At 71.1% G+C, this 23225-nt stretch carries 21 protein-coding genes and 1 other RNA gene; 10 read left to right on the top strand and 12 right to left on the bottom strand.

Translation table 11 applies throughout. From position 1 onward, the window contains the following. Positions 1-12 precede the first annotated feature (12 nt). Positions 13-711, top strand: a complete 699-nt coding sequence (locus tag IPL61_05740) for a PDZ domain-containing protein (GenBank protein MBK9030832.1) — start codon at positions 13-15, stop codon at positions 709-711. A gap of 56 nt (positions 712-767) precedes the next feature. Here IPL61_05740 and IPL61_05735 read toward each other — a convergent pair whose 3' ends face one another. Then, positions 768-2222 (bottom strand): hypothetical protein, encoded by a 1455-nt coding sequence (locus tag IPL61_05735; protein MBK9030831.1) that lies wholly within the window; start codon positions 2220-2222, stop codon positions 768-770. 133 nt (positions 2223-2355) lie between these two features. Between IPL61_05735 and IPL61_05730 the strand changes: the two genes are divergently transcribed. Genes IPL61_05730 through IPL61_05720 form a run of 3 tightly spaced genes read left to right on the top strand, consistent with a single transcriptional unit; the run spans position 2356 to position 6117 of the window. Further along, on the top strand, positions 2356-3807 hold the full coding sequence (locus IPL61_05730; protein ID MBK9030830.1) for a glutamate--tRNA ligase: 1452 nt from the start codon (positions 2356-2358) through the stop codon (positions 3805-3807). Between the two features lies 1 nt (position 3808). Continuing rightward, positions 3809-4705: a CPBP family intramembrane metalloprotease gene (locus IPL61_05725; GenBank protein MBK9030829.1), complete on the top strand. Its 897-nt coding sequence runs from the start codon at positions 3809-3811 to the stop codon at positions 4703-4705. Then, complete coding sequence (locus tag IPL61_05720; GenBank protein MBK9030828.1) at positions 4696-6117, top strand: glycosyltransferase; 1422 nt, start codon at positions 4696-4698, stop codon at positions 6115-6117. The genes IPL61_05725 and IPL61_05720 overlap by 10 nt, the downstream gene beginning before the upstream one ends. 435 nt (positions 6118-6552) lie before the next feature. On the opposite strand, the gene ssrS is transcribed toward IPL61_05720, so the two are convergent. From ssrS to IPL61_05670, 10 genes are all read right to left on the bottom strand, one after another. After that, positions 6553-6727, bottom strand: a non-coding RNA gene (gene ssrS, locus IPL61_05715) — 6S RNA. A gap of 212 nt (positions 6728-6939) precedes the next feature. Continuing rightward, positions 6940-7617, bottom strand: coding sequence for an NADH-quinone oxidoreductase subunit I (locus IPL61_05710; GenBank protein ID MBK9030827.1), 678 nt, complete (start codon positions 7615-7617; stop codon positions 6940-6942). A 9-nt stretch (positions 7618-7626) separates the two neighbouring features. After that, entirely contained in the window at positions 7627-8853 is a 1227-nt protein-coding gene (locus tag IPL61_05705; protein ID MBK9030826.1) for an NADH-quinone oxidoreductase subunit H, read from the bottom strand. 52 nt (positions 8854-8905) lie between these two features. After that, positions 8906-10513: a (2Fe-2S)-binding protein gene (locus IPL61_05700; protein ID MBK9030825.1), complete on the bottom strand. Its 1608-nt coding sequence runs from the start codon at positions 10511-10513 to the stop codon at positions 8906-8908. Then, complete coding sequence (locus IPL61_05695) at positions 10501-11742, bottom strand: NADH-quinone oxidoreductase subunit D (protein ID MBK9030824.1); 1242 nt, start codon at positions 11740-11742, stop codon at positions 10501-10503. Before IPL61_05695 ends, IPL61_05700 begins: the two co-directional genes overlap by 13 nt. A gap of 2 nt (positions 11743-11744) precedes the next feature. Further along, complete coding sequence (locus IPL61_05690) at positions 11745-12311, bottom strand: NADH-quinone oxidoreductase subunit C (protein ID MBK9030823.1); 567 nt, start codon at positions 12309-12311, stop codon at positions 11745-11747. 3 nt (positions 12312-12314) lie between these two features. Further along, a complete protein-coding gene (gene nuoB, locus IPL61_05685) occupies positions 12315-12821 on the bottom strand; it encodes an NADH-quinone oxidoreductase subunit NuoB (protein ID MBK9030822.1) in 507 nt (168 codons plus the stop codon). 51 nt (positions 12822-12872) lie between these two features. Next, entirely contained in the window at positions 12873-13256 is a 384-nt protein-coding gene (locus IPL61_05680; GenBank protein ID MBK9030821.1) for an NADH-quinone oxidoreductase subunit A, read from the bottom strand. Positions 13257-13748: 492 nt separating this feature from the next. Next, positions 13749-14258: a macro domain-containing protein gene (locus IPL61_05675; GenBank protein ID MBK9030820.1), complete on the bottom strand. Its 510-nt coding sequence runs from the start codon at positions 14256-14258 to the stop codon at positions 13749-13751. Between the two features lie 63 nt (positions 14259-14321). Further along, positions 14322-14801, bottom strand: a complete 480-nt coding sequence (locus IPL61_05670; GenBank protein ID MBK9030819.1) for a CarD family transcriptional regulator — start codon at positions 14799-14801, stop codon at positions 14322-14324. Positions 14802-15020: 219 nt separating this feature from the next. On the opposite strand from IPL61_05670, the gene IPL61_05665 reads away from it, so the two are divergent. Continuing rightward, positions 15021-16628 carry a response regulator gene (locus tag IPL61_05665; GenBank protein ID MBK9030818.1) on the top strand — a complete coding sequence of 536 codons (1608 nt, stop codon included), beginning with the start codon at positions 15021-15023 and terminating at the stop codon, positions 16626-16628. A gap of 72 nt (positions 16629-16700) precedes the next feature. On the opposite strand, the gene IPL61_05660 is transcribed toward IPL61_05665, so the two are convergent. Then, positions 16701-17684: a hypothetical protein gene (locus IPL61_05660; GenBank protein ID MBK9030817.1), complete on the bottom strand. Its 984-nt coding sequence runs from the start codon at positions 17682-17684 to the stop codon at positions 16701-16703. A gap of 172 nt (positions 17685-17856) precedes the next feature. On the opposite strand from IPL61_05660, the gene IPL61_05655 reads away from it, so the two are divergent. From IPL61_05655 to IPL61_05635, 5 genes are all read left to right on the top strand, one after another. Further along, on the top strand, positions 17857-18171 hold the full coding sequence (locus IPL61_05655; GenBank protein ID MBK9030816.1) for a hypothetical protein: 315 nt from the start codon (positions 17857-17859) through the stop codon (positions 18169-18171). Further along, positions 18171-18416 carry a hypothetical protein gene (locus tag IPL61_05650; GenBank protein MBK9030815.1) on the top strand — a complete coding sequence of 82 codons (246 nt, stop codon included), beginning with the start codon at positions 18171-18173 and terminating at the stop codon, positions 18414-18416. Before IPL61_05655 ends, IPL61_05650 begins: the two co-directional genes overlap by 1 nt. Before the next feature lie 105 nt (positions 18417-18521). Next, complete coding sequence (locus tag IPL61_05645) at positions 18522-18752, top strand: hypothetical protein (protein ID MBK9030814.1); 231 nt, start codon at positions 18522-18524, stop codon at positions 18750-18752. 691 nt (positions 18753-19443) lie between these two features. After that, positions 19444-22278, top strand: coding sequence for a DUF4157 domain-containing protein (locus IPL61_05640; protein ID MBK9030813.1), 2835 nt, complete (start codon positions 19444-19446; stop codon positions 22276-22278). A gap of 680 nt (positions 22279-22958) precedes the next feature. After that, the gene (locus IPL61_05635) at positions 22959-23207 is read left to right on the top strand and encodes a hypothetical protein (protein MBK9030812.1); all 249 of its coding nucleotides are present in this window, start codon (positions 22959-22961) and stop codon (positions 23205-23207) included. Positions 23208-23225: the final 18 nt, after the last annotated feature.

Here is a 23225-nt window from a genome sequence, read left to right as displayed (position 1 = left end):
AGCAGCTCGGGCGTGCCGCCGGGCGCGGCCGGCGTCATGGTCTCGCAGATCGAGCACGGCAGCGGCGCCGACGGCACGCTCCAGGTCCGCGACGTGATCACGGCGGTCGACGGGCTCGCGGTCGCCAACAACGGCACGGTCGTCTACGACGCCCAGCACCGGACCCGGTTCGACGTCGTGCTCGGGCGCCACTACGTCGGCGATCGCATCGAGGTCCGGGTGCTGCGCGCCGGCGCCGCGCTCACGCTCGAGGTCGAGCTCGGCGAATGGCGGCCGCTGGTGCCGCGCACGCGCTACGACCAGGCGCCGCGCTACCTGGTGTTCGGCGGCCTGGTGTTCCAGGCGCTCACCCGCGACGTCCTGGCCACCTGGGACAAGTGGTGGAACAAGGCCCCCAAGGAGTTCCTCTACTACTACTACCTGGGCACCCGCTCGGCCGCGCGGCGCGAGGTGGTGATCCTGTCGAAGATCCTCGCCGACGAGACCAACGTCGGCTACGGCCACCTCTACAACGAGGGCGTGGCCACCGTCGACGGCGTCCAGCCCTACGACCTCGACGACTTCGCCGCGCGCCTCGACGCGGCCGTGGGCGTCGTCGAGATCACGACCACCTCGGGCGGCGTGATCATCCTCGAGACCGCCGAGGTCGCGAAGGCGATGAGCCGCATCCTCGAGCGGTATCGCATCCCGCGCGATCGCCACCTGCCGTAGCGGCGGAACCGGGGCCGGAACCGGAGCCCGATCCCGATCCCGCTCCCGCTCGAGGCTCAGTGCGCGTTCAGGTACGCGACCAGCGCTTGCCGATCGGGCGCGGCCAGCTCGCAGCCGAACTCGTGGCCGCCGCTGCCGAACGCGGGCGTCGCGTCGGTGGGGCGCGGCGTCAGGCACAGCAGCTGCTCGAGGCTGTCGAGGGCGCCGTTGTGCAGGAACCGCGACATCGCCCACAGCCCGACCAGGCGCGGCGACTTGAGCTGGTGGGTGAGCGAGTCGCCGGGCTGGAACCGCAGGCCCGTCGCCAGCTGGCCGTCGTGATCGGGGCCGTCGGCCCACCACTGCATCGCGTCGTCGGTGCCGATCTCGTCGAAGCGGTAGGTGCGCGCGCCCATGCCGCGCGGGCCGCCGTGGCAGTCCTGACAGCCGGCGTCGACGAACACCGCGCGGCCGCGCGTCACCTGGTCCGCCGGCGGCGGGGTCGCGGCCACCGGCGCGCGCAGCGACGCGATGTACTCGGCGAGCGGCGCCAGGCGCTCGCGCGGCCACGCGGCGAGCGGGCCGCCGCCGAGGTCGACGAAGCCGGCCAGGAAGTTGTGGACGCTCGAGGTGCCGCCGGTCCAGCCCAGCATCGCCGAGCCGATGTCGGCCGCGGCCAGCTCGTCGTCGTCGGGCACCGCCCACAGCGCGCTGATCTTCGAGACCGTGTGGACGCCGTCGTCGATCGGCAGCGGCTGGATGAAGAAGTCCATCGTGCCGGTGCGCCAGCGCGCGTACCAGCGCTCGTTCTCGGGCGACACCATCGGCATCGCGCCGCCGCCGCCGCTGATCAGCGGCAAGAGCGCGGTCAGGAGCGCGGTCCCGATCGCCGGATCGGCGGCCATGCGATCGCGCAGCGGCTGGATCGCCGCGATCGCGTCGGGATCGTGGCTCGCGGGATCGGCGCCGGGGATCGCCAGCGACGGCAGCACCACCATCATCAGGTTCATCCGGCCGTAGGCGTAGGCGTGGTTGGCCGCGCCCACCGCGTAGCGCCCGTCGGGCAGCTGGGCGAAGTGACAGCTCGCGCAACCGAACGAGACCGCGTCGACGGTGCCGAACGCCGGCCCCCGCGGCAGGCCCAGCGGCATGGCGTCGGGCGAGGTCGGATCGGTGATCATGCCGAGGCGGCCGAAGCCGTCGCCGACCTGGTCGGGGAAGCTGTCGACCAGCCAGGTCAGGATCGGCAGCGGCACCCCGGGCGTGTCGAACGACGCGTAGAAGAACATCGCCTTGCCGCACAGCAGGCGCAGCCGGCGATCGGTCGGGGCCGCCGCCATGTCGGCGCAGGCGGTCGCGAGCGCGCCGTGCTCGAGCACCGCGTCGAGATCGGCGCTGACGTTGGTCAGGCCCTCGCTGGTGTCGGCCTGCGGCGCGAACGGGTCGGCGCCAGGGTCGGGGATGGGGTCGGCGCCGTCGGTGCAGGCCGCGGCGGCGAGCACGAGCACCAGGGCAGGGGCGAGGGTCCTCATGGCCGCGACGCTACGGGTGGCCGGCAACTATTGAAAGTAGAACGTTCGACTTCCTGCTTTCTGTAGCTTTCACCGCCCACCTCGGCCGGCCCAGCCGGGGGCGGCCCGATCGCCCGTGTTATGTGTCCGCACCATGACTGCGTCGCCCCGCCCGGTCCGGGTCCGGATCGCTCCCTCTCCGACCGGCGACCCCCACGTCGGCACCGCGTACATCGCGCTGTTCAACTACGTCTTCGCGAAGCAGCAAGGCGGCACCTTCGTCCTGCGGATCGAGGACACCGATCAGTCGCGGGCCCGGGCCGACAGCGAGCAGATGATCTTCGACGCCCTGCGCTGGGTCGGGCTGTCCTGGGACGAGGGCCCCGACGTCGGCGGCGCCTACGGCCCGTACCGCCAGAGCGAGCGCAAGGCGATCTACGCCGAGCACGCGGCGCTCTTGGTCGCGCGCGGCAAGGCCTACCGCTGCTTCTGCACCGACGCGCGCCTGGCCGAGGTCCGCGCCGCCAAGGTTGCCGCCAAGGACAGCTTCCTCGGCTACGACCGCCACTGCCGCGGGATCGAGCCGGCCGAGGCGGCGGCGCGCGCGGCCGCCGGCGAGGCCCACGTCGTCCGGCTGTCCGTGCCCGACGGCCAGCTGGTCGTCCACGACCACATGCGCGGCGACGTCACGTTCGATCTGGCCCAGATCGACGACCAGGTGCTGCTCAAGAGCGACGGCATGCCGACCTACCACCTGGCCAACGTCGTCGACGATCACCTGATGGAGATCTCGCACGTGATCCGGGCCGAGGAGTGGATCTCGTCGACGCCCAAGCACGTGCTCTTGTACCAGGGGTTCGGCTGGGACCCACCGGCGTGGCACCACATGCCGCTCCTGCGCAACGCCGACAAGTCCAAGATCTCCAAGCGCAAGAACCCGGTCTCGATCAACTACTACCGCGACACCGGCGTCCTGCCGCACGCGCTGCTCAACTTCCTCGGGCAGATGGGGTGGTCGTTCGGCGAGGACCGCGAGAAGTTCACGCTGGCCGAGATGATCGAGGCGTTCTCGTGGGACCGGATCTCGCTGGGCGGCCCGGTGTTCGCGCTCGACAAGCTCACCTGGTTGAACGAGAAGTACATCCACGATCTCGACGACGCCCAGCTCGCCGACACGCTGATCGCTTGGCGCCTGAACCGCGACGCGCTGATCAAGCTGATGCCGCTCATGCGCCAGCGGATCAAGCGCCTCGACGACTTCATCGGGGCCACCGAGTACTTCTTCAGCGGCGATCTCGACTACACGGCGGTCGCCGCCGAGCTCGTCATCCCCGAGGTCGAGCCCGCCGACGTCGCCAAGGGCCTGCTCGACTACGTCGACCGGGTCGAGGCCAAGGACGGCTGGGTCGCCAAGGTACTCGAGGACGAGGCCCGGGCCTGGTGCGAGGCCCACGGCTGGAAGGCCAAGCACGCGTTCATGGTGCTGCGCTTGGTGATCACCGGGCGCAAGGCGTCGCCGCCGCTGTTCGAGACCATGGCGGTGCTGGGCAAGGAGCTGACCCGCCGGCGGCTGCGCCAGGCCGCCGCGCTGCTCGGCAAGAAGTAGGATGCTCGCCTTCCTCCTCCACGCGCTGCGCCTCGCGCTGTCGATCGCCGTCGGCGTCGCCGCGCTGATCTCGATCGTGGCGTGGAGCAAGCGTGGCGACGGGCGCATCTGGCGGCTGGTCCGCTACCTGACGCTGCACCAGTGGGAGCAGATCGATCGCGACGGCGGGCCCGGCGCCGCCGACGGCCCGCGCCGGTTCGATCCCAAGGTGCTGGTGATCCTCCTGACCGTGTGCGTCTCGCTGACGCTGCAGGAGTACGTCGGCCAGCGCGACACCTACGAGGCCTGGTTCCCGTACGACACCCACCACCCCGACAAGTACTGGCACCTCAAGGGCTTCGTCTGGTGGACCGGCTGGCGCGTGTTCGGCTACCTGCTCCTGCCGATGCTGGTGGTCGCGGTGCTGCCGGGCGAGCGCCTGCGCGACTACCACTGGTCGCCGCGCGGCTTCGTCAAGCACCTGTGGATCTACGTCGGCATGTTCGCGGTCATCCTGCCGGCGGTGTACGTGGCGTCGGGCACCAAGCTGTTCCTGCACACCTACCCGTTCTACCGCTACGCCAGCCGCTCGAGCTTCGACCTGTGGGCGTGGGAGGCGATGTACGCGCTGCAGTTCCTGTCGCTCGAGTTCTTCTTCCGCGGGTTCATGCTGCACGGCCTGCGGCGCGCGTTCGGCTCCGGCGCGATCGTCGTGATGATGGTGCCGTACTGCATGATCCACTACGGCAAGCCCATGCCCGAGACCTTCGGCGCGATCGGCGCCGGGCTGATCCTCGGCACGGTCGCGATGCGGACGCGCTCGATCTGGGGCGGCGTGCTGATCCACGTCGGCGTGGCGTGGACCATGGACCTGTTCGCGGTCACGCACTGCCCGACCGACGGTCGGCCGTGCAGGTAGCGGCGGCCCTGGCCTGGACCGCGTACCTGGCGGCGCTCGCGGCGCTGGCGATCTACGGGCTGCACCGGCTGAGCTTGATCGTGCGCGCGCGCCGGCCGCTGCCGCCGGTGCCGTGGTGCGATCGGGCCGAGCCGCGCGTCACCGTGCAGCTGCCGATCTTCAACGAGCAGGCGGTCGCGGCCCGCGTGATCGCCGCGGCGTGCGCGCTCGACTGGCCGCGCGACCGCCTCGAGATCCAGGTGCTCGACGACTCGACCGACGACACCCGCGCGCTGTGCGCGGCCGAGGTCGCGACCTGGCGGGCCCGCGGCGTCGACGTGGTCCACCTGCACCGCGCCGACCGGTCCGGCTGGAAGGCCGGCGCGCTCGACGCCGGCCGCGCGGTCGCCGCCGGCGAGCTGCACGCGGTGTTCGACGCCGACTTCGTGCCGACGCCGGACTTCCTGCGCGCCACCGTCGGCGCGTTCGTCGATCCCGCGGTCGGCATGGTCCAGGCCCGGTGGGATCACCTCAACCGCGACGCGGGCCTGCTGACCCAGCTGCAGGCGATGCTGCTCGACGGCCACTTCGCGGTCGAGCAGCGCGGCCGGGCCGCCGCCGGCGCGTGCTTCAACTTCAACGGCACCGCCGGGGTCTGGCGCGCGACCGCGATCGCGGCGGCCGGCGGCTGGCACGCCGACACGTTGACCGAGGACCTCGATCTCTCCTACCGCGCGGCCCTGGCCGGCTGGCGGTTCGTCTACGCCGCCGACGTGCGCGCGCCGGCCGAGCTGCCCGCCGACGTGCGCGCGTTCAAGGCCCAGCAGTTCCGGTGGGCCAAGGGCTCGGTCGAGTGCGCGCGCAAGCTGATCGCACCGACCGCGCGCGCGCGCTGGCCATGGCGCCACCGGCTCGAGGCCCTGTTCCACCTGACCCACAACCTGCCGTACCTGCTGACGCTGATCATGCTGGTCGCCGGCGGCGCCGCGCTGGCGCTGGGCTCGGCGCCGATCTGGGCGCCGCTGGTGCACGCCACCTCGGCCGCGGTCACGGTCGCGGTCATCACGGCGTTCGTCGCGGTCGCCGACGGCCCGCGCCTGCGCACGCTCGCCCGGGTGCCGGCCCTGATCGCGCTCACCGCCGGCATGGCACTGTCGCAGTCGCGCGCCATCGTGCTGGGCGCGCTCGGACGCCGCACGCCGTTCGAGCGCACGCCCAAGGACGGCGCCATCGGCCGCGACCGCGCCCCCCGCCGCTACCGCGCCGCCTCGACCGGCGTCGCCGCCGCCGAGGCCGTCCTCGCCGCCTACCTCGCCACCTGCGCCGCCCTCGCGCTCTCCCGCGGCGCCACCCTCGCCGGCGCCCTCTGCGCCTGGCTCACCCTCGGCGTCGCCGCCGTCGCCCTCGCGAGCCTCCGCGCCACCCGCGCCTGATCGGCAAGGCTCGCCCGGACCTGGACCCCGAACCGGAACCGGAGCCGGAGCCGGAGCCGGAGCCGGAGCCGGAGCCGGAACCCGACCCGGATCCCGGTCCCGATGCGGATCCCGGTCCCGATGCGGATCCCGATCCCGATGCGGATCCCGATCCCGATCCCGATGCGGATCCCGATCCCGATGCGGATCCCGTCCTGATCAATGGCGCTCGGGCACATCCCGACGTGTACGCACCCCGCGAGGCGCACGGCGCACCCCGAACGCCCCAGGCACTCCGGCTGCGGTTCACGTCACGAGGTCACGCCAACCCGTTGTCCCGACTACCCCGCCCGCGCACCACGCTCCGGACCGCTTGGTTCACGTCACGCGCTCACACACCCGCCCGTCTCAACATCCGCGCCGGCGCGCTACGCACCGGGTGCAGAGAAAAAAACGAACCTGACAGGCTCGACCGTGGGCATTTCTATCCCCTACCGATGCGGTAGGTGGGCTCCACATATCCCTTTGGGCTTCCCGACGTGCGGGCATGCACACCCAGGACAGAGGCAGATCCCTGGATAGCAGGTGTAGGAGACAGATTGTGCCCGTTTGTCGAATCGAGCCGTCAGGTTCGAGTTCAACCCTAGCGACGTCGATCACACGCGTCAACCGAAATTCTCACGACGCGTGGCGACATTCGTCGAGGGGAACTCGCAAGTGGCGGCGCCGCCTCGCACTCCCGTCGCGCAAAAAAAAAGAAACAGCGCGAGAGATCGCGCTGCGTCGATGCGATCTGCGCGGGAGCGCGCAGCCGGTGTCGATCTGCGCGTGCGCGCGCGGCTGCTACTTGCCGTCGCGCCAGTTCGCGCCGACGCCGCCCTGGGTCGCGATCGACAGCGGCGACTTGCCGACGTCCTTGGACACCGCCAGGAGCTTGTCCTTGGTCATGATCGCGGCGCCGCGCTCTTCGACCGGCTTGGCGTGGACGCCGGAGTCCATGCGGATCGCGTCGCACGGGCACGCCTCGACGCACAGCCCGCACACGACGCACCGCAGCTCGTCGATCTCGAAGATCGCCGGGCGCTTCTCGATGCCCTTGTCGTCGCTCTGCTCGGGCACGATCGTGATGCAGTTGGCCGGGCACACGGTCGGGCAGCACATGCAGGCCACGCACCGGACGTTGCCGTCGTCGCGCTGCATCAAGCGGTGCAGGCCCCGGAACCGCTCCGGGTAGACGACCTTCTCCTCGGGGTACTGGATGGTCTCGATGTCGTTCTGCAGGCCGTGGGGCGCGGTGCCCTCGTTGAGCTGCTTCACCGTCCGGCGAAAGCCGAACAGGTTCTTGGCGAAGTGCTTGAGCGTGATGCCCAGGCCGGTCTTCGTGGCGGCGAGGTAGGTGACGTCGTCGGCGCTCGGGCGCACCACCGCGATGGTGCGGACCTTGGGGCTCACCGTCGACACCGCCAGCACCTTGGGGCCAGCGGTCGTCGGCTCGTGGTCATCGTGGGCGTGGGATCCCATGGTCGCTCCTTACAGCCAGCCCAGGTACAGGGCGCACAGCTTGAACAGCGCGGTCAGCATGGTCCAGGCCAGCGCGGACGGCAGCAGCACCTTCCAGCCCAGGTTCATCAGCTGGTCGACGCGGACCCGCGGCAGGGTCCAGCGGACCATGAGCTGGAACCACGCGATCAGGATCACCTTCAGCGCGAACGCCCCGAGCTGGAGCGCGGTCACCGCCGCGTGCGGCATCTTCATCACCCAGCCACCGGTCGACACCGAGTGGCCACCGACCTCGGTGATGTAGCCGCCGAACCGGAAGCCGTCGCCGTCCAGGAACGGCACCTGCCAGCCGCCGAAGAACACGGTCGCGATGACCGCCGAGATGAAGACGATCTCGATGAACTCGGCCAGGAAGAACAGGCCCCAGCGCATGCCGGAGTACTCGACGAAGTAGCCGATGATCTCGGGCTCGCCCTCGGGCAGGTCGAACGGCGCGCGCTTGGTCTCGGCGATGGCCGCGGTCATGAACAGGATCAGCGCCGGGAACTGCCACAGCCACAGCCAGTTGAGCGGGTTCGATCCCGACATCTGGGCCGAGACGCCGTTGCCGACGATGAAGCCGGGCTCGAGGCTGCCGACCAGCACGAAGCAGCCCATCAGCGACAGGCCCATCGACACCTCGTAGCTCATCATCTGCGACGAGCTGCGCAGGCCGCCGAGCAGCGCCCACTTGTTGTAGCTGGCCCAGCCGGCGATCGTGCCGCCGTAGTTGGCGAGGCTCAGCACCGCGAAGTAGAACAGGAGCCCGTAGTCGAGCGACGCCACCTGCAGCCGGATCGAGTCGGCGAAGGTCTTGTTGTTCGGGTCGCTGGCCAGGGCCAGCACGTCGAGGCTATCGGTGTACGAGTGCGGGTAGATGGTCGGCCCGAACGGGATGATCGCGAAGGCGATCAGCACCGGGGCGATGGCCAGGATCGGCGCCAGGGCGAACAGCCCGCGGTGGACGCTGCCCGGGATGAAGTCCTCCTTGGCGATCATCTTCAGCGCGTCGGCGATGAAGTGGAGGATGCCCTTGAGCTTGATCGGGCCGATGTTGGCGCGGTTGGGTCCGAGGCGGTCCTGCATCATCGCGCTCTGGCGCCGCTCGGCCCAGGTGAGCAGCGACGCCAGCGGCATCACCATCACCATGACCAGCAACAGCCACTTGAGGGCGGGGTTGTCGAGGATCGCGTAGATGTTGTTACTGAGCCAGGTCATCGGGGTACCTGCGGTGGTTCAACGGCGAAGCAAGCGAAGCGGTGCGGACACGTCACCCGCGCGATCCAGCGAAGCGCAGGGCCAGCGGCCGGACCTCGCGGCCCCAGGGGCTGCCGGCCCACGGCTTGACCGTGGTGGTCATGTCCTTCCACACGTCGCGGGCGGTGGTCCACGCGACCTTGGCGCTGGTGGCCTGGGCCAGCCGCGCCACCGCCTCCCAGCCGGGCACCGCCTGGCCGGGCGCCGCGATGGCCGCGTGCATGCGCTGGACCCGACCGTCGGCGTTGGTGACCGAGCCGTGGGTCTCGGCCCAGGCCGCGATCGGCAGCGCGATCCCGGCGGCCTTGACCGGCCCGCGCTCGTGGGTCGCCAGCGCGACCACGCAGTCGAGCGCGCGCAGGCGGTCGAGCGCGGTCTCGGACAGCGGCAGGTCGTGACCGAGGAACACCACCGCGCGGATGGCGCCGGTGTTGACGCCGGTCTCGAGCGCCGCGAGATCGCCCGCGCTGGCGCCGGCGATGGCCGTGACCCCGGCGCGGTTCGGGTTGACGTCGGCGACCCGCAGCTTGCCGTCGGCGCGCTCGGCCTGCTCGGGCCGGGCGGTGACGAACACCTTGGCCTTCCAGGCCGCGGCCAGCTTGGCCAGCGCGAAGTTGTCCTCGTTGGAGGCCTGGGCCGACAGCACCACCGCGACCGTGCCCGCGTCCTTGAGCAGCGGCGCCAGCTTGTCGGCGGCGGCCTTGACCGCCTTGTCCCACGACGCCGGCAGCCCGCCGACGGTCGCCACCGCCAGCCGCTGCGCGCGCAGGTCGTGGTAGGTGAAGCGGCCCTCGTCGCACATCCAGTGGCCGTTGACGTCGGCGTTCGGGCGCGGCACCAGGCGCCACGCGCGATCGTTCTTGTGGTGGATCTCGACGTTGCAGCCGGTCGCGCAGCCCTGGCACACCGACGGCGTCGCGTCGAGCTCCCAGGCCCGCATCGTGAACCGGAAGTCCTTCGACGTCAGCGCGCCGACCGGGCACACGTCGACGGTGTTGAGCGAGTACGGGTTGTCGAGCTGCTGGCCCGGCGCGGTCGTGATCTGCTCGTGATCGCCGCGCTGCTTCATCTCGAGCTGGTGCTCGCCGGCGACCTCGTCGCAGACCCGGATGCACCGGGTGCACAGGATGCAGCGCTCGGCGTCGAGCACGATGTGCGGGCCGAGGTCGACGACCTTGGGCTTCTCGACCTTGGGCGTGTCGATCCGCGAGTCGGCGTTGTCGTGCTCGAAGTAGTGCTTCTGCAGCGTGCACTCGCCGGCCTTGTCACAGATCGGGCAGTCGATCGGGTGATTGACCAGCGTGAACTCGAGCATCTGCTTGCGGGCCAGGGTCGACTGGGCGTCGACGGTGTGGACCACCATGCCCTCGCCGGCGGCCTGCTGGCAGCTCGGCTGCAGCTTGGGGTTCTTCTCGACCGAGACCAGGCACTGCCGACAGCACGCCGCGATCGACAGGCCGGGGTGGTAGCAGAACGCCGAGATCTCGATGCCGACGGTCTTCGCGGCCTCGAGCACGTTGGTGCCCTTGGGCACCGTCGCGGTCTTGCCGTCGATGGTCAGCGTGACGTGCGTCGGGGGCGGCGCCGGGGGCGCCTGGGTCGTGTCGCTCACTTGTCGCACTCCCCGCCGATCATGTTGATCATGCCGAAGATCGGCACGATGTCGGCGATGAGGTGGTTCTTGAAGAGCTTCTCGGCGGTCGAGAGGTGCACGAACGACGGGCTGCGCACGTAGCACTTGTACGGGCGGCCGGTGCCGTCGCCGACGATGAAGAAGCCGAGCTCGCCGTTGCCACCCTCGACGAAGGTGTAGGCCTCGCCGGCCGGCACCTTGATGCCGTCGACGATGTGCTTGAAGTGGCGGATCATCGCCTCGATCGTGTTGTAGGCGTCCTGCTTGGGCGGCAGGGCCACGCGGCCGTCGTCGACCATGATCGGCCCGTCGGGCAGGGCGGCGGCGGCCTGGCGCACGATCCGCAGCGACTGCTTGATCTCCTCGACCCGGACCAGGAAGCGATCGAAGCAGTCGCCGGTAGTGCCGAGCGGCACGTCGAACTCGAACTCGGGGTAGACCGAGTACGGGTGGTCCTTGCGGACGTCGTAGTCGATCCCGGCGGCGCGGCCGATCGGGCCGGTCTGGCCCCAGGCGATCGCGTCGGCGCGCGAGATGGCGCCGACGCCGGCCATGCGATCCCGGAAGATCTTGTTCAGGTTGAGCATCTGCTCGGACTCGTGGAGCGCGAACTCGAGCTCCTTGAACCGGGCCTCGAGCTTCTCGAGCCAGCCGTCCGGCAGATCCTTGCTGACCCCGCCGACGCGCACGTAGCTGTGGGTCAGGCGCGCGCCCGAGACCTCCTCGAGCAGCGTGTACAGCCACTCGCGGGCCTTGAGCAGGTACAGGAGCGGGGTGAACGCGCCCAGCTCCATGGCCGTGGCGCCGACGCACGTGAGGTGGTCGGTCATGCGCGAGATCTCGCTGACGATCACGCGGATGAACTCGGCGCGGCGCGGCAGGTGCCCGGTGAGGCCGAGCATCTTCTCGACCGCCATCGCGTACCCGCAGTTGTTGATCATCGGCGAGACGTAGTTCAGCCGATCCGTGTACGGGAAGATCTGGGTGTAGGTCGCGTGCTCGGCTTCCTTCTCGAAGCAGCGGTGCAGGTAGCCGGGCTGGACGTCGCCCTTGACGATGCGCTCACCGTCGAGCGTCAGCACGATCCGGACGGTGCCGTGCATCGCCGGGTGCGACGGCCCCATGTTGATGGTCATGAGCTCGGGCGGCAGCTCGGTCTCGGTGTCGAGATCGGCGACCTCCTTGCGGCCCAGGACGAGCGTCTTCAGGTCGGCCATGGTCAGTGATCTCCGACGAGGTCGGGGCGGCGGACCAGCGGCTGGCGCTTGTCCTTGGGGTAGTCCTTGCGCAGCGGGTAGCCGATGAACTCGTCGTACAGGTAGATGCGCCGGAGGTCGGGGTGCCCCTCGAAGCGGATCCCGTACATGTCGAAGGTCTCGCGCTCCTGCCAGCCGAAGCCGGCCCACAAGAGCGACAGGGTCGGCACCTTGCAGTCGTTCTCCTTGACCTGGACCTTGAGGCGGACGCGGTGCCGGTGGGTGATCGAGCGCAGCTGGAAGCACACCTCGAACCGCAGGCCGTCGTTGTGCTCGCCGGGGTCGAACTCCGGCCGCGCGTCGGGGTCGGGCGCGCCGCGGCGACCCTGGGGCCGCCAGTCGAGCAGGTCGATCGCGGTGACGAACACCGGCACGTCGAACGCCATGGCCGGGTCGTCGCGGAGGAACGTGGCGACGGCCACGAGCTTGTCGCGCTTGACGACGATGACCTCGTCGCCGTGGGACGACTCGGTAGCGACGATCGCGTCGCCGAACTTGGCCTTGACGGCCGCTACGACCTTCTGCGCCATGACTCAGTCCTCGGCGTTGGCGGCGGCCAGCGTGATCTTCTCGCGCTTGAGCCGGAGCTGGCTGTGGCCATCGCGGCGCTGCACGCGGTCCTGCAGCAGGATCAGCGCGTCGAGCACTTGCTCCGGCCGGGGCGGGCAGCCCGGGATGTAGACGTCGACGGGGACGACCTGATCGGCGCCCGGCATCGCGTGGTAGTTCTGGTAGAAGCCGCCGGTCGACGCGCACACGCCGAACGCGATGACCCACTTGGGCTCGGTCATCTGCTCGTAGACGCGGCGCAGCGCCGGGCCCTGCTTCTCGGTGATCGTGCCGACGATCATCAGCAGGTCCGACTGCCGCGGCGAGAACCGCGGGAACTCGGCGCCGAACCGCGCGATGTCGTACTTCGGCGCCGAGACCGACATGAACTCCATGCCGCAGCACGCGGTGACGAACGGATAAGAGAACAGCGAGAACTTGCGGCCCCAGTTGGCCGCGTCCTCGAGCTTCGACGTGATGAGCTCAAGCATGGTGAGACTCCTAGCGGATCAGATGCGCGCGCCGATGACGTCGGCGCAGCATCAGTCCCAGCCGATCGCCTTCTTGCGCCACACGTACGTGAGGGCCACGACCAGGATCGCGACGAACATCATCATCTCGGCGAAGCCGAAGAAGCTGATGGCGCCACCGACGCCCAGCGACAGCCGCGTGAACAGCTGCGCCCACGGGTACATGAACGCGGTCTCGATATCGAACACCAGGAACAGGATCGCGACCTGGTAGAACTTGACCGAGTAGCGTCCGCGTGGGCTGCCGATGGGCTCGGAGCCGCACTCGAACGGCTTCAGCTTCTCAGGGTTGGAGGATTTCGGCCCGATCAAGACAGCGAGCGCGGTGAAGAGCCCGCAGAACAAGAGCGTGCAGAGGATCGCCAGTCCTGCTGGCGTGTATGCCTGGAGCTGCAAAGCGGGCCGAATAGAGCATCCTCCGCCTCGGCCCGTCAACCCGCCGGGACCGCTCGATCCCTGGCCGATTTTCGTCGCAAGATCGCCCGTCTCCGGCGCTTGACCGATCCCGCTCGGGCGCGTCTGCGGGCCCAGATCTGGACACCCGCGACCCCCGCCGGCACCCGCGCCCGCGCTCGCACATCCGCCGGGATCGCGCGCGCTCTTGCACATCCCGCGGATCGAGCGGCGCCCAGCGATCCTGCCGCGGTAGCCCGAAAATCATCAGCGATCTCGATACCCTAGGACCCAGGATCCTGTCCCTTTTTCGGCCGCGGTAGCCCGAAATTCAATAGCGATCTCAGCATGTTGAGACCCAGGAGCCTGTCCCCACCCGCGTCGGTCCCAGCGTCTGAGGTCAGACGTTTCGGGGAGGGGCCCCATTTTCGGCTCCGCCGAAAATGGGGAGGGGGCTTTGCGAAAGCCCCCTCCAAGGATGCTGCGAAAGCCCCCTTATAAATTCTGCACAGCGTTGCGCAGGGCGTCTTCGAACGTGTCGACCATGTCGGCGTCGGTGTCGACGAGGTAGATGGTCTCGGGGCAGGCGCGCTTGTGGGCGCGGATCTCCTCGACGATGGCGCGGGCGGCCTCTTCCATGGGCACATCGCCCTGGTCGGTGCCCATGCCCGAGAACGCGATCACCTTGAACTGCTTGACGTCCGCGGCGATGAGCGCGGCCCGGGCGGCCCGGCGCACGTTCTCGGCCGGGATCTTCTGCCCAGGCTCATCCATGATCGGCGCGTGGATGATGAACTTGCATGGCAGGGCGCCAGCGGCGGTGATGATCGCGGCGCCGACGGCGATCGGCGCGCGCGCCATCGCGTCTTGCTGGATCACGTCGCCGCCGATGCGGCGGATGTGCCCGCTGGTCCCTCCGCCCATGATACCCATGGAGTTACCAGGGTTCACGATGGCGTCGACGGGAACCGTGACGAGGTCCGCGGTGGCTACGTGCACCTGCATTCGGCGGTCGGACCCTAACACACGCGCCGATGCAATATCAATGCACTACGGTCGGGTTTGGCGTCAGGCGCAGGCGCCGTCGAGTTCTTCGCCGGCCTGGAGGTCGCTCCAGCGCCGCGCCAGCGCGACCTCCTTGACCATCAAGGTGCGCGCGGTCTCGAGCATCCGCCGCTCGCCGAACGACAGGTTCTTCGACGCGCGCAGGCGCATCAGATCGCGGAACACCTCGGCGACGTCGAACAGCGAGCCCGTCTTGATCTTCTCCATGAAGCCCCGGTACCGACGGTTCCAGGTCTGCTTGTCCTGGATGACGTCGGGGTCGCGGAGCACCTCGAACATCTCGTCGACGTCCTTCGAGGTCGCGACCGCACGCAGGCCGACCTGGTCGGCCTTGTCCTTGGGGACCATGATCTGCATCCCGTTCTCGAGTACACGGAGCACGTAGAACAGGAACGGCTGTCCGGCGATCTGCTTGGTGTCGACCCCGACCACCTCGACGACGCCGTGCGCTGGGTAAACCGCCTTCTGGCCGATCTGATACATCATGTAGTGCGTTCTCCTTCGTGAGGGCTGGCGGAGACAGTCAGCAAGGCTGATGCCTCCAGGGTACAGGCGATCTCGCGCATGAAGTCGAAGACCTGGATCACGAGCGCGCGTCTGACAGTGTGACACGCTGGCGCGATGGCGCACGCCCTAGCCAGTGGGGGCGTGTGGGCGGGATACCCCGGTGAGGAACGCCAGATCGGCGTGTTAGCGTGAAGCGTGTCCAGTGCTTTCGGCCGCTGGCTGCTGGAGCTCGGCGCGTTACCGGACGAACGCGCGCTGGACGACGTGCTCGCGCGCCAGAGCGAGCGCATGCCGACCGCGTCGGTGGCGTACGTGCTCGGCTACGCCGACGAGCGCACGCTGGCCGCGGTGCTCGCGGCCGCGATGGGCCGGTCGGCGATCGTGCTCGACGAGTCGGTGATCGATCTGACGCTGCTCGACGGCGTCGCCGACGAGATCTGGCTCGGCGCCCAGATGGTGCCGGTCGCGGTCGAGGGCGGCGCGGTGCTCGTCGCGGTCGCGCACCCCGATCAGCTCGACGCGGGCGTGCTGGCGGCGCTGGCCAGGCGCGGCGCGGTCGCGGTGTCGATCGCGCTGGGGGTGACGGTCGCGCGCACGGTCCGGGCCGGCCTGGCGGCGCGCCGCCGCGGCGACGCGGTCTGGGCCGGCCCGTCGACCGAGCCCGGGCCTCGGGCCGAGGTGCCGCACGCCGTCATGGTCGGCGTCGACGACGACGCGACGGTCGACGGCGGCGGGGACGGCGACGGGCCGGCCGTCGACGCCGCCGCCGCCGCGCGGGTGGTCAAGGAGGACAGCACCAAGGAGATCCACGTCCGGCAGCTGATCGAGCCCGACGAGGACGCCGCGCTCGACGACGAGCTGCCCAGCCAGATCGCGATCCTGGCGCCGCGCGGCGCCGCGTGGCCGACCGACGGGCCGTGGTCCCGGGCCGGCGCCGGTTCGGGGGTCGACAGCGATCCCGGGCTCGACGCCGCGCCGGCCGTGACCGGCGAGGACGACGTCGCGGCGCTGGTGCGCACGCTCACCGCCGGGCCGGCGGCGAGCGCCGACGGCATCGGCGGCGTGCTGATCGTCGACGACGACTACGCCACGCGCCAGCTGCTGGTGAAGGAGTTCGCGCCGCGCGGCTACCAGGTCGCGACCGCGGCCTCGGGCGACGACGCGATCGCGGCGCTGCGCGAGCTGGCGCCCGACGTGGTGATCGCCGACATCCTCTTGCCCGGCGTCGACGGCTTCCGGCTGTGCCGCGCGATCAAGCGCACCCCACGCCTGCGCGAGGTCGGCGTGATCTTGATGTCGGCGGTGATCGAGTCCGGGCGGGTCACGCCCGAGGTGCTCCTGCGCTACAGCGCCGACGGCTACGCCGCCAAGCCGCTCGACACGATCCGGCTCTTGCGGATCGTCCGTGAGCTGCTCGGCCGGCGGCGGACCGCGGCCCGGGCCGCCGCCGACGAGGTCCACCTGCGGCGCGCGCTCGATCGCTACGAGGCCGGCGACGGCGCCGGGGCGATCGCGGCGCTGCGCGCCCGGCTCGACGAGGCGCCGGCCTCGGTCCGGGTGCGGTTCGCGCTCGCCAACATGCTCCAGCGCACCGCGCACCGCGACGACGCCGTGCGCGAGTACGAGGAGGTCGTCAGCCACGCGCCCGACTACTTCCCGGCGCTGACCCGGCTGGCCTACCTCTACTACGAGCGCGGCGAGACCGGGCGCGCGGTCGAGACCTGGCGCCGGGCGCTGCCGCACTGCGAGGATCGCGACCTGCGCCGCAACATCGAGCTGTTCGTGCGCTCGCTGGCCAGCTGAGCGACGTGCGCGGGCGCGGCCGCGGTTCACCGCGATCCGCGCGGCCGGTGCGACGCGCTCGCCGCCTGACCGTCACCCCGGGCGCTCGGCGTCGGGGCTCCACGCCGCCAGCGCGGTCACGGCGAGGTGGGTGTGGCCGTGGACCGTCAGGATCAGGCCGTCGGGGCCCGCCGTCGCGTACTCGAAGTCGGTGGCCGGCGTCGTGTCCTTGGGCCGCTTCGGGCGCAGCTCGGCGACCGTGCGCAGCGGGTGGTCGGCGATGACCAGCTCGTCGATCACCGCCAGCGCCGCCAGATCGAGCAGGTACAGGCGGCCGTGGGCCGACGACCAGGTCGCGTACCCGCCCGGCAGGTACTGGAGGTCGCGGCCGGCGCGGTCGTCGGGCGCGCCGTCGTCGTCGTCGTCGGACCACGCCAGCAGGTCGAGCTCGTCATCCGACGGCCACGCGCGGTAGACGAGCCGGTCGGCGCCGGCCGACAGGTACGCGTCGCCGGCCGGCGTGAACACCGGCGCGTGGTGGTCGTCCGGACCGAGCGCGGTCGCGGTCAGGCCGTCGGCGGCGTCGGTGAGCAGGAACGCCGCACGCTCGTCCGCGCCGGCCCGCGCAGCCACGATCCGATCGGGATCCGGATGATCGGTCAGCGACAGGACGTCGTCGGCCGAGGCCGCGACCGTGAGCGCGCGCAGCGGCGCGCCGGTCGCTCGATCGCGGACGCTGATCGCGATGGTCGCGCCGAGGTGCTCGGCCACCCACAGGCGGCCGCCCCGCGCTCGGCAGGCCAGGTAGGCGCCAGCGTGGTGCCACCGGACGCGGCCGCTCGCGATCTCGACCGCGGTCAGCGCGCGGGGATCCGCGCTGATCAGCACGTCGTCCGGAGCCAGCGTCGCGTCGACGACGGCGGGGCCGCGCGCGACCTGCCCGCGGCGGCTGAGCGCCCGATCGAGCACGAGCACGAGGCCGCGCTCGGTGGCGACCAGCCAGCCGTCGCGCCAGGGGCGCGCGAACACGGCCCGGTCCGGGAGGGTCGAGGTCGCGAGGGTCGGGATGGTGCGCATCGGCCGCCGATGCTAGCGGTTCCGGGGCCGACGGACGCCGGCTCCGGGCCCGACCGGTCCGCCGCCCGGCCCCGAGGTGCCAGCTCCGGATCGGGGCGCCGGCGCTGGCGCCGGCCGCAGTTCCTGCACCGGGGCCGACCCGACCGGCGTGGCCATGCGCTACCCTCGGGCCATGGACGATCGCTTCGCCGCTGGGCGGGCCGCGGTGACCGCGGCGATCCTCGAGGGAACCGGCGCGACGCCCCGGGCCGAGCGCGAGGCGGCCTACGACGGCACGCCGGCGACCCCGGCCGCGGCGGCGCTGGTGGCGACGGTGCGGCAGCACGCGTACCGCGTGACCGACGAGCACGTCGCGGCGCTGCGGGCCGAGGGCAAGGACGACGCCGCGATCTTCGAGCTGACGGTGGCGGCGGCGGTCGGGCAGGCGACCCGGCAGATCGACCACGCGCTGGCGGTGCTGGCGGCGACCACCGCGGAGCCGAGCTGATGCGGCTGCCGTCGATCGAGCGCGGCGTGACCCTGGGCGATCGGGTCCTGTACAAGATCGTGCGCGTCGTGTCGGGGCACCCGATGCCCGACGTGGTGCGGACGCTGCGCTACCGCCCGCACCAGTTCGGGGCGCCGTTCAACGATCTGATCCAGGACGTCATGCGGGGGCCGTCGGCGTGGTCGGTCGGGGAGCGCGAGCTGTTCGCGGCGTGGGTGTCGAAGAAGAACGAGTGCGAGTTTTGAACGAACGCCCACGGCGCGGTCGCGTCGAAGGTCCTGGGCGCTGAGGTCGTCGACGCGGCGCTGGCCGGCGCCGAGGAGGACGCGCTGTCGCCGCAGTGCCGCGCGGTGCTGCCGATCCTCGCCAAGGTCACGCTCGATCACGCGGCGCTGACGCCCGACGACGTGCGCCCGGCGCTGGCCGCGGGCGTGACCCGCGCGGCGCTGGTCGAGGCCCTCAACGTCGGCTTCCTGTTCAACACGATCACCCGCCTCGCCGACACGTTCGAGTTCCACGTCGGCCCGCCGGCGGCGTTCGCGGCGTCGGCCAAGCGCCTGCTCAGCCGCGGCTACAAGTGAGCCGACGCCGCCCGGCGTCGCCCGAGCTCGTCACCGAACTACACGGAATCGCAAAGGTCTTGCGCGCGGCGCGGCGCTAGATCGGGTCGGGATCGGGACAACCGCGATGGGCGACGGAGGCCTGCGGCCCTCCAGCCCTTCCGCCCCGCGCAACCGTTCGACGCGCTGGCCGATAGGTCGGCATGGATGCCGGAGCCGGAATCGGTGAGACGGATGTTCTTCGGACCCGACCCATGCCTGGTGCGGTCGCCCGACTCCTGTGCGAGCGCGCGGTGGTCACCAACCGCGGCACCACGGCGGGCCCACGGTGTCGCCGATGACCGACGTCCGGCGCGCCCGGGACCGCCTGCGCGACGCTCCGCTGGAGTTCGCACCTCGGGTCGCGCCCGCACCCGGGAAACGAACGCTGACCGCTGGATTCCCGCCCGTCCAGCTGACCTCCGCGGCCCCTCCAGCCGCGATCGCGGATCGGACCACAACCTCGACCCCGCCGTCGGCGCTCGAAGGCCTCGACGACCCGTTCTCGCTGCACCTCCAGACGGCCGCACAGGCCAAGGGCGCGCTCGCTGGTCGAGCCGTCCCGCAGCCGCGCGAAGCGGGCGGTGCGGCGCGCAGCGGGGAGGCCTCCGAGCGTGGCGGGGCCGACGGCGGCGGCGTCCCCGTGCAGCACGCGCACCCGAGCGCGGGGCGGGTGACCGGTGACGGCGGGCTGGGCTTGCCCGCGACCGGGCAGGCGTTGCCGCACGGCGATCGGATCCGCAGGTCGTTCGGCGAGCACGCCAGCGTGCTCGATGGGGTCACGGCCCACGTCGGCGGCGAGGGCGGCGCGATCACGCGGGCGCAGGGCGCGCAGGCGCTCGCGGTCGGCGATCACGTCGCGTTCGCGGCGCCGCCGGATCTGCACCTGGCCGCGCACGAGGCCGCGCACGTCGCGCAGCAGCAACAGGGCGTGCAGTGCCACGGCGCTGGCGGGGACGGTGCGCTCGAGGCCCACGCCGACCAGGTCGCGGACCGCGTGGTCGCCGGCGTCAGCGCCGAGGATCTGCTGGCGGCCGGGCCGCCGGTGGGCGTGCGGGTGCAGCGCAAGGTCGCGACCGCCACCGACCGCGACCTGGTGCCCGAGCTCGACCCCGGGCTCGAGCGGGACCTGCTGGAGATCTTGAAGCGCCCGGTCGCCGCCGGCGATCAGGAGGAGGCCGAGCTGCGCGCGGCCGAGTTCGACGGGCTCTTGATGCCGTTCGACGTCGACGTCTACGCGTCGCTGTGGGCGCGGCTGTCGGTGCAGCCGCCACCGGCGTCCGACAAGCTGGCCACCGCGTTCCACCACGCGTTCGCGACAACGACCCGCGCGCGCATGCTCAAGCGCATCGAGCACGCGGCGCGCGCGTACAAGCCGGTGCAGGCGGTCAGCGACGCGGCCGGCGCCGACGTGTGGAAGCAGCTCGCGCCCGGCGAGACCACCAAGGCCGTGCACGAGACCGCGCGGGTGAGCGCCGAGCAGGGCCTGCACCTGCGCGCGACGCCGGCCGGCGCGAAGGGCACGCTGCTGCCGTTCGGGACCATGGTCATCGCTGACCGCGAGACCTCGAACGGCTGGTACCACGTGGTCGCGCCCGGCCTGGACGGCAGCCCGACCGGCGAGGGCTTCGTCGAGTCGCACCTGGTCGTGACCGATCCGCCCGAGCCCACCGCGGCGCTGTACCAGGTGAAGCCCGGCGACATGCTCAAGGACATCGCCGCGAAGCACTACCCAGACTTCCATTGGGGCACCGACGCGCGGCTGTACGTGCAGGCCATCTACCACGCGAACCACGGCCGCCGCGCGGTGTACCGAAAGGGCGCCGGGCAGATCGACGTCGACGACAAGGCGCTGTCGACCAAGGACAACCGCGAGGCGTTCGAGCTGTGGTCCAGGGCGCGGGTGCGCGAGGGCCACATGCTGTGGGTGCCGTCGATCGAGTTCGTCAACCAGCTGCGCGCCAGCGGCAAGATCGTCTCGGGGTCCGACAGCTACGAGGCGGTCCAGGACCTCGGCGAGATGATGCGCGACGCCTGGGACTCGACGGTCGGCGTGATCGAGCGCGCGATCGACTGGGCCCAGTACGCGGCCGGCTTCGTCGTGGGCTTGCTCGAGGGGGCGTGGGGCTCGCTGGTGGACCTGTTCAAGGGCGTCGGCGATCTGGCGTCGCTGATCTGGTCGGCGGCCAAGATGCTGGTCGGCGACTTCACCGAGATCAAGGCGTTCGCCAAGCAGCTGTCCGCGGCGTGGAAGAACCGGAAGGAGATCATGCAGGACATCGCCACCGACTTCATGGAGAAGTGGGAGGCGAAGAACGACTACGACCGCGGCAACTTCCAGGGCGAGTTCGTCGGCTACGTGATGATGCTGGCGTTCATCACGCTGGTGACGGTGGGCGAGGGTACGGTCATCGCGGGCGCCGGTCGCTTCGGCGCGTTCATCAAGGTGATCCAGGCGGCCGACGCGGCCGGCTCGATCGGCACCTACGTCGGCAAGCTGCGCAAGAGCATCAAGCTGCCGGTCAAGGCGGTGAAGGAGGCCGAGGAAGCGGTCGGCAAGAACGCGCGCAAGGTCGTGAAGATGGGTGGCGGCGACGGGCCCGACATGCCGCACACCGGCAAGCCCCACGGTGGCGCCCCCGACGTCGACGTCGATGCGCCGCACGTCGACGCGCCCCACGTCGACAAGCCCGCGGGGCCCGATCCCGACGCGCCCCGCAAGGGCGGCCCGTACAAGGACCCCGACGATCCGCTGCGGGAGGGGCACCACCCGGTGCGGACGCTCGCCGATGACGAGCTGGCCCACGCCAAGGACTTGCACCCGACCCGCCGGGGCAAGGACCTGATGCGCCCGGGGTCGCGCGCGGTCGGCAAGGTGCTCAAGACCCGGGCGGAGGGCGAGGCGGTCCTCCACCTGCTCGCCACCGGCGACAAGAACGCGCTGGCGACGCTCGACATCGACGACATCCCGAAGCACCTGAAGGTCACCGAGCGCGAGTGGGCGCTGGTGCAGACCCGGGACGGCTTCGTGATGTACATCGGCGACGCGGAACAGGTGAGCATGCCGGCCAACGTGCGGTCGGTCGCGCACAGTCATCCGACGCACAAGAAAGGAAAGCGCATCGAACTCGATGTGCCCGACGGCAAGGGCGGCGTCGACTTCGCCGACATCGCCAAGGACCCCAGCAAGGTCCAGGGCACCGGCCTCTTGCCGTCGGCCATGGACCTGCATACCGTCGCCGATGGCACCGAGCACACGCTGCACACCCAGTTCGTCATGGACTGGGACGGCACGATCACCAACGCGGTCGACGGCGACACGCGACCGCGCGTGCAGGTCCACATCAGCAAGTCGCGCGTGGTCCGCTACAGCGAGCGCCATAAGGTCTACTATTACCAGGCGCAGATCGACGTCAGCGCCGGCGGCCAGTCGATCTGGACCGGCGACTTCTACGGGCAACGCGGCTTCCAGTTGGGCCGAGCGGGTCTCCTTCAGCCGCTTCCCTGAACTCGATCGGCCGCCGCCAGTGAGCTACGTCGACCCATGAGCCTCGTCACCTATCCTGAGTACTACACCTGCGGCGGCGGTCAGTTCCTCGTCCGCCGGCGCCTGATCCTCGGGACCGACATCTACGACGGCGTTCGTGTCGCCGACCAGCGCCCGCTCGTGATCACGAGCGTTCAGCCACATCGTCTCGACAAGCTCGTCGCCGCGATCACCTACGAAGTCCCGGGTACGACGAAGCTCCTGGGGGTCACGCGGGTCGACCCCGGCTCATGGCAGCCGCAGCCGGGTGATGACCTCGATGGTCCGTGCGTCGACACGGAGGAGGACTTGACCGAAGGCTTCGTCCTCGTCGTCGAGACGCGACCAGCAGGGCGCGCGCTGCGCGGCAGGGCGTGGCGTGCCGACCCGCTGCGTGCGGTCGGCGTTGGGGACGGGCTGCTGCGCACCGCGAGCGCCGCCGTGCAGCAGGGCGTGTTCCTCTCAGGGATCCGCCCGGAGACCGTCTACGTCGACGGAACCGCGTACACTGCGGCAGTCACCCACGCCTGTGGCCGGTCGCATGAGCCCCGTGGCGCCCCGGCGAGTTCGGTGGTGCCTTCGCCCCCGGCGGCTTCTTCGCGCCCGAGATCCTGTGGTCGGATCCGCCGACGCCGACCAGCGACGCGTTCGCGGCGGCGGCGGTGCTGTGGTGGTTCGCCACCGGCCGCGATCCGTTTGGCGGTCCGGACGACTTCCGCCCGCGGATCATCGACGGCCAGCTCGATCCGTTCCCCGGCCCGCCCGAGCTGGGCGAGATCCTGGTGCCGATGCTGGCCCGCGATCCGGCGGCGCGGCCGTCGGCGGCCGAGTCGGCCGATCGGCTCGCGGCGCTGGCGCGCCGGTGGGACGTGCCGGTCGCGCCGTTCCCGCCGCCGGGGCTCGACGCGTAGGTCATCGCCGCCGCGGTC

It is taken from the genome of Myxococcales bacterium (assembly GCA_016717005.1).
Classification (GTDB): Bacteria; Myxococcota_A; Polyangia; order Haliangiales; family Haliangiaceae; genus UBA2376.
This window is presented reverse-complemented; position numbering and strand designations above follow the sequence as displayed.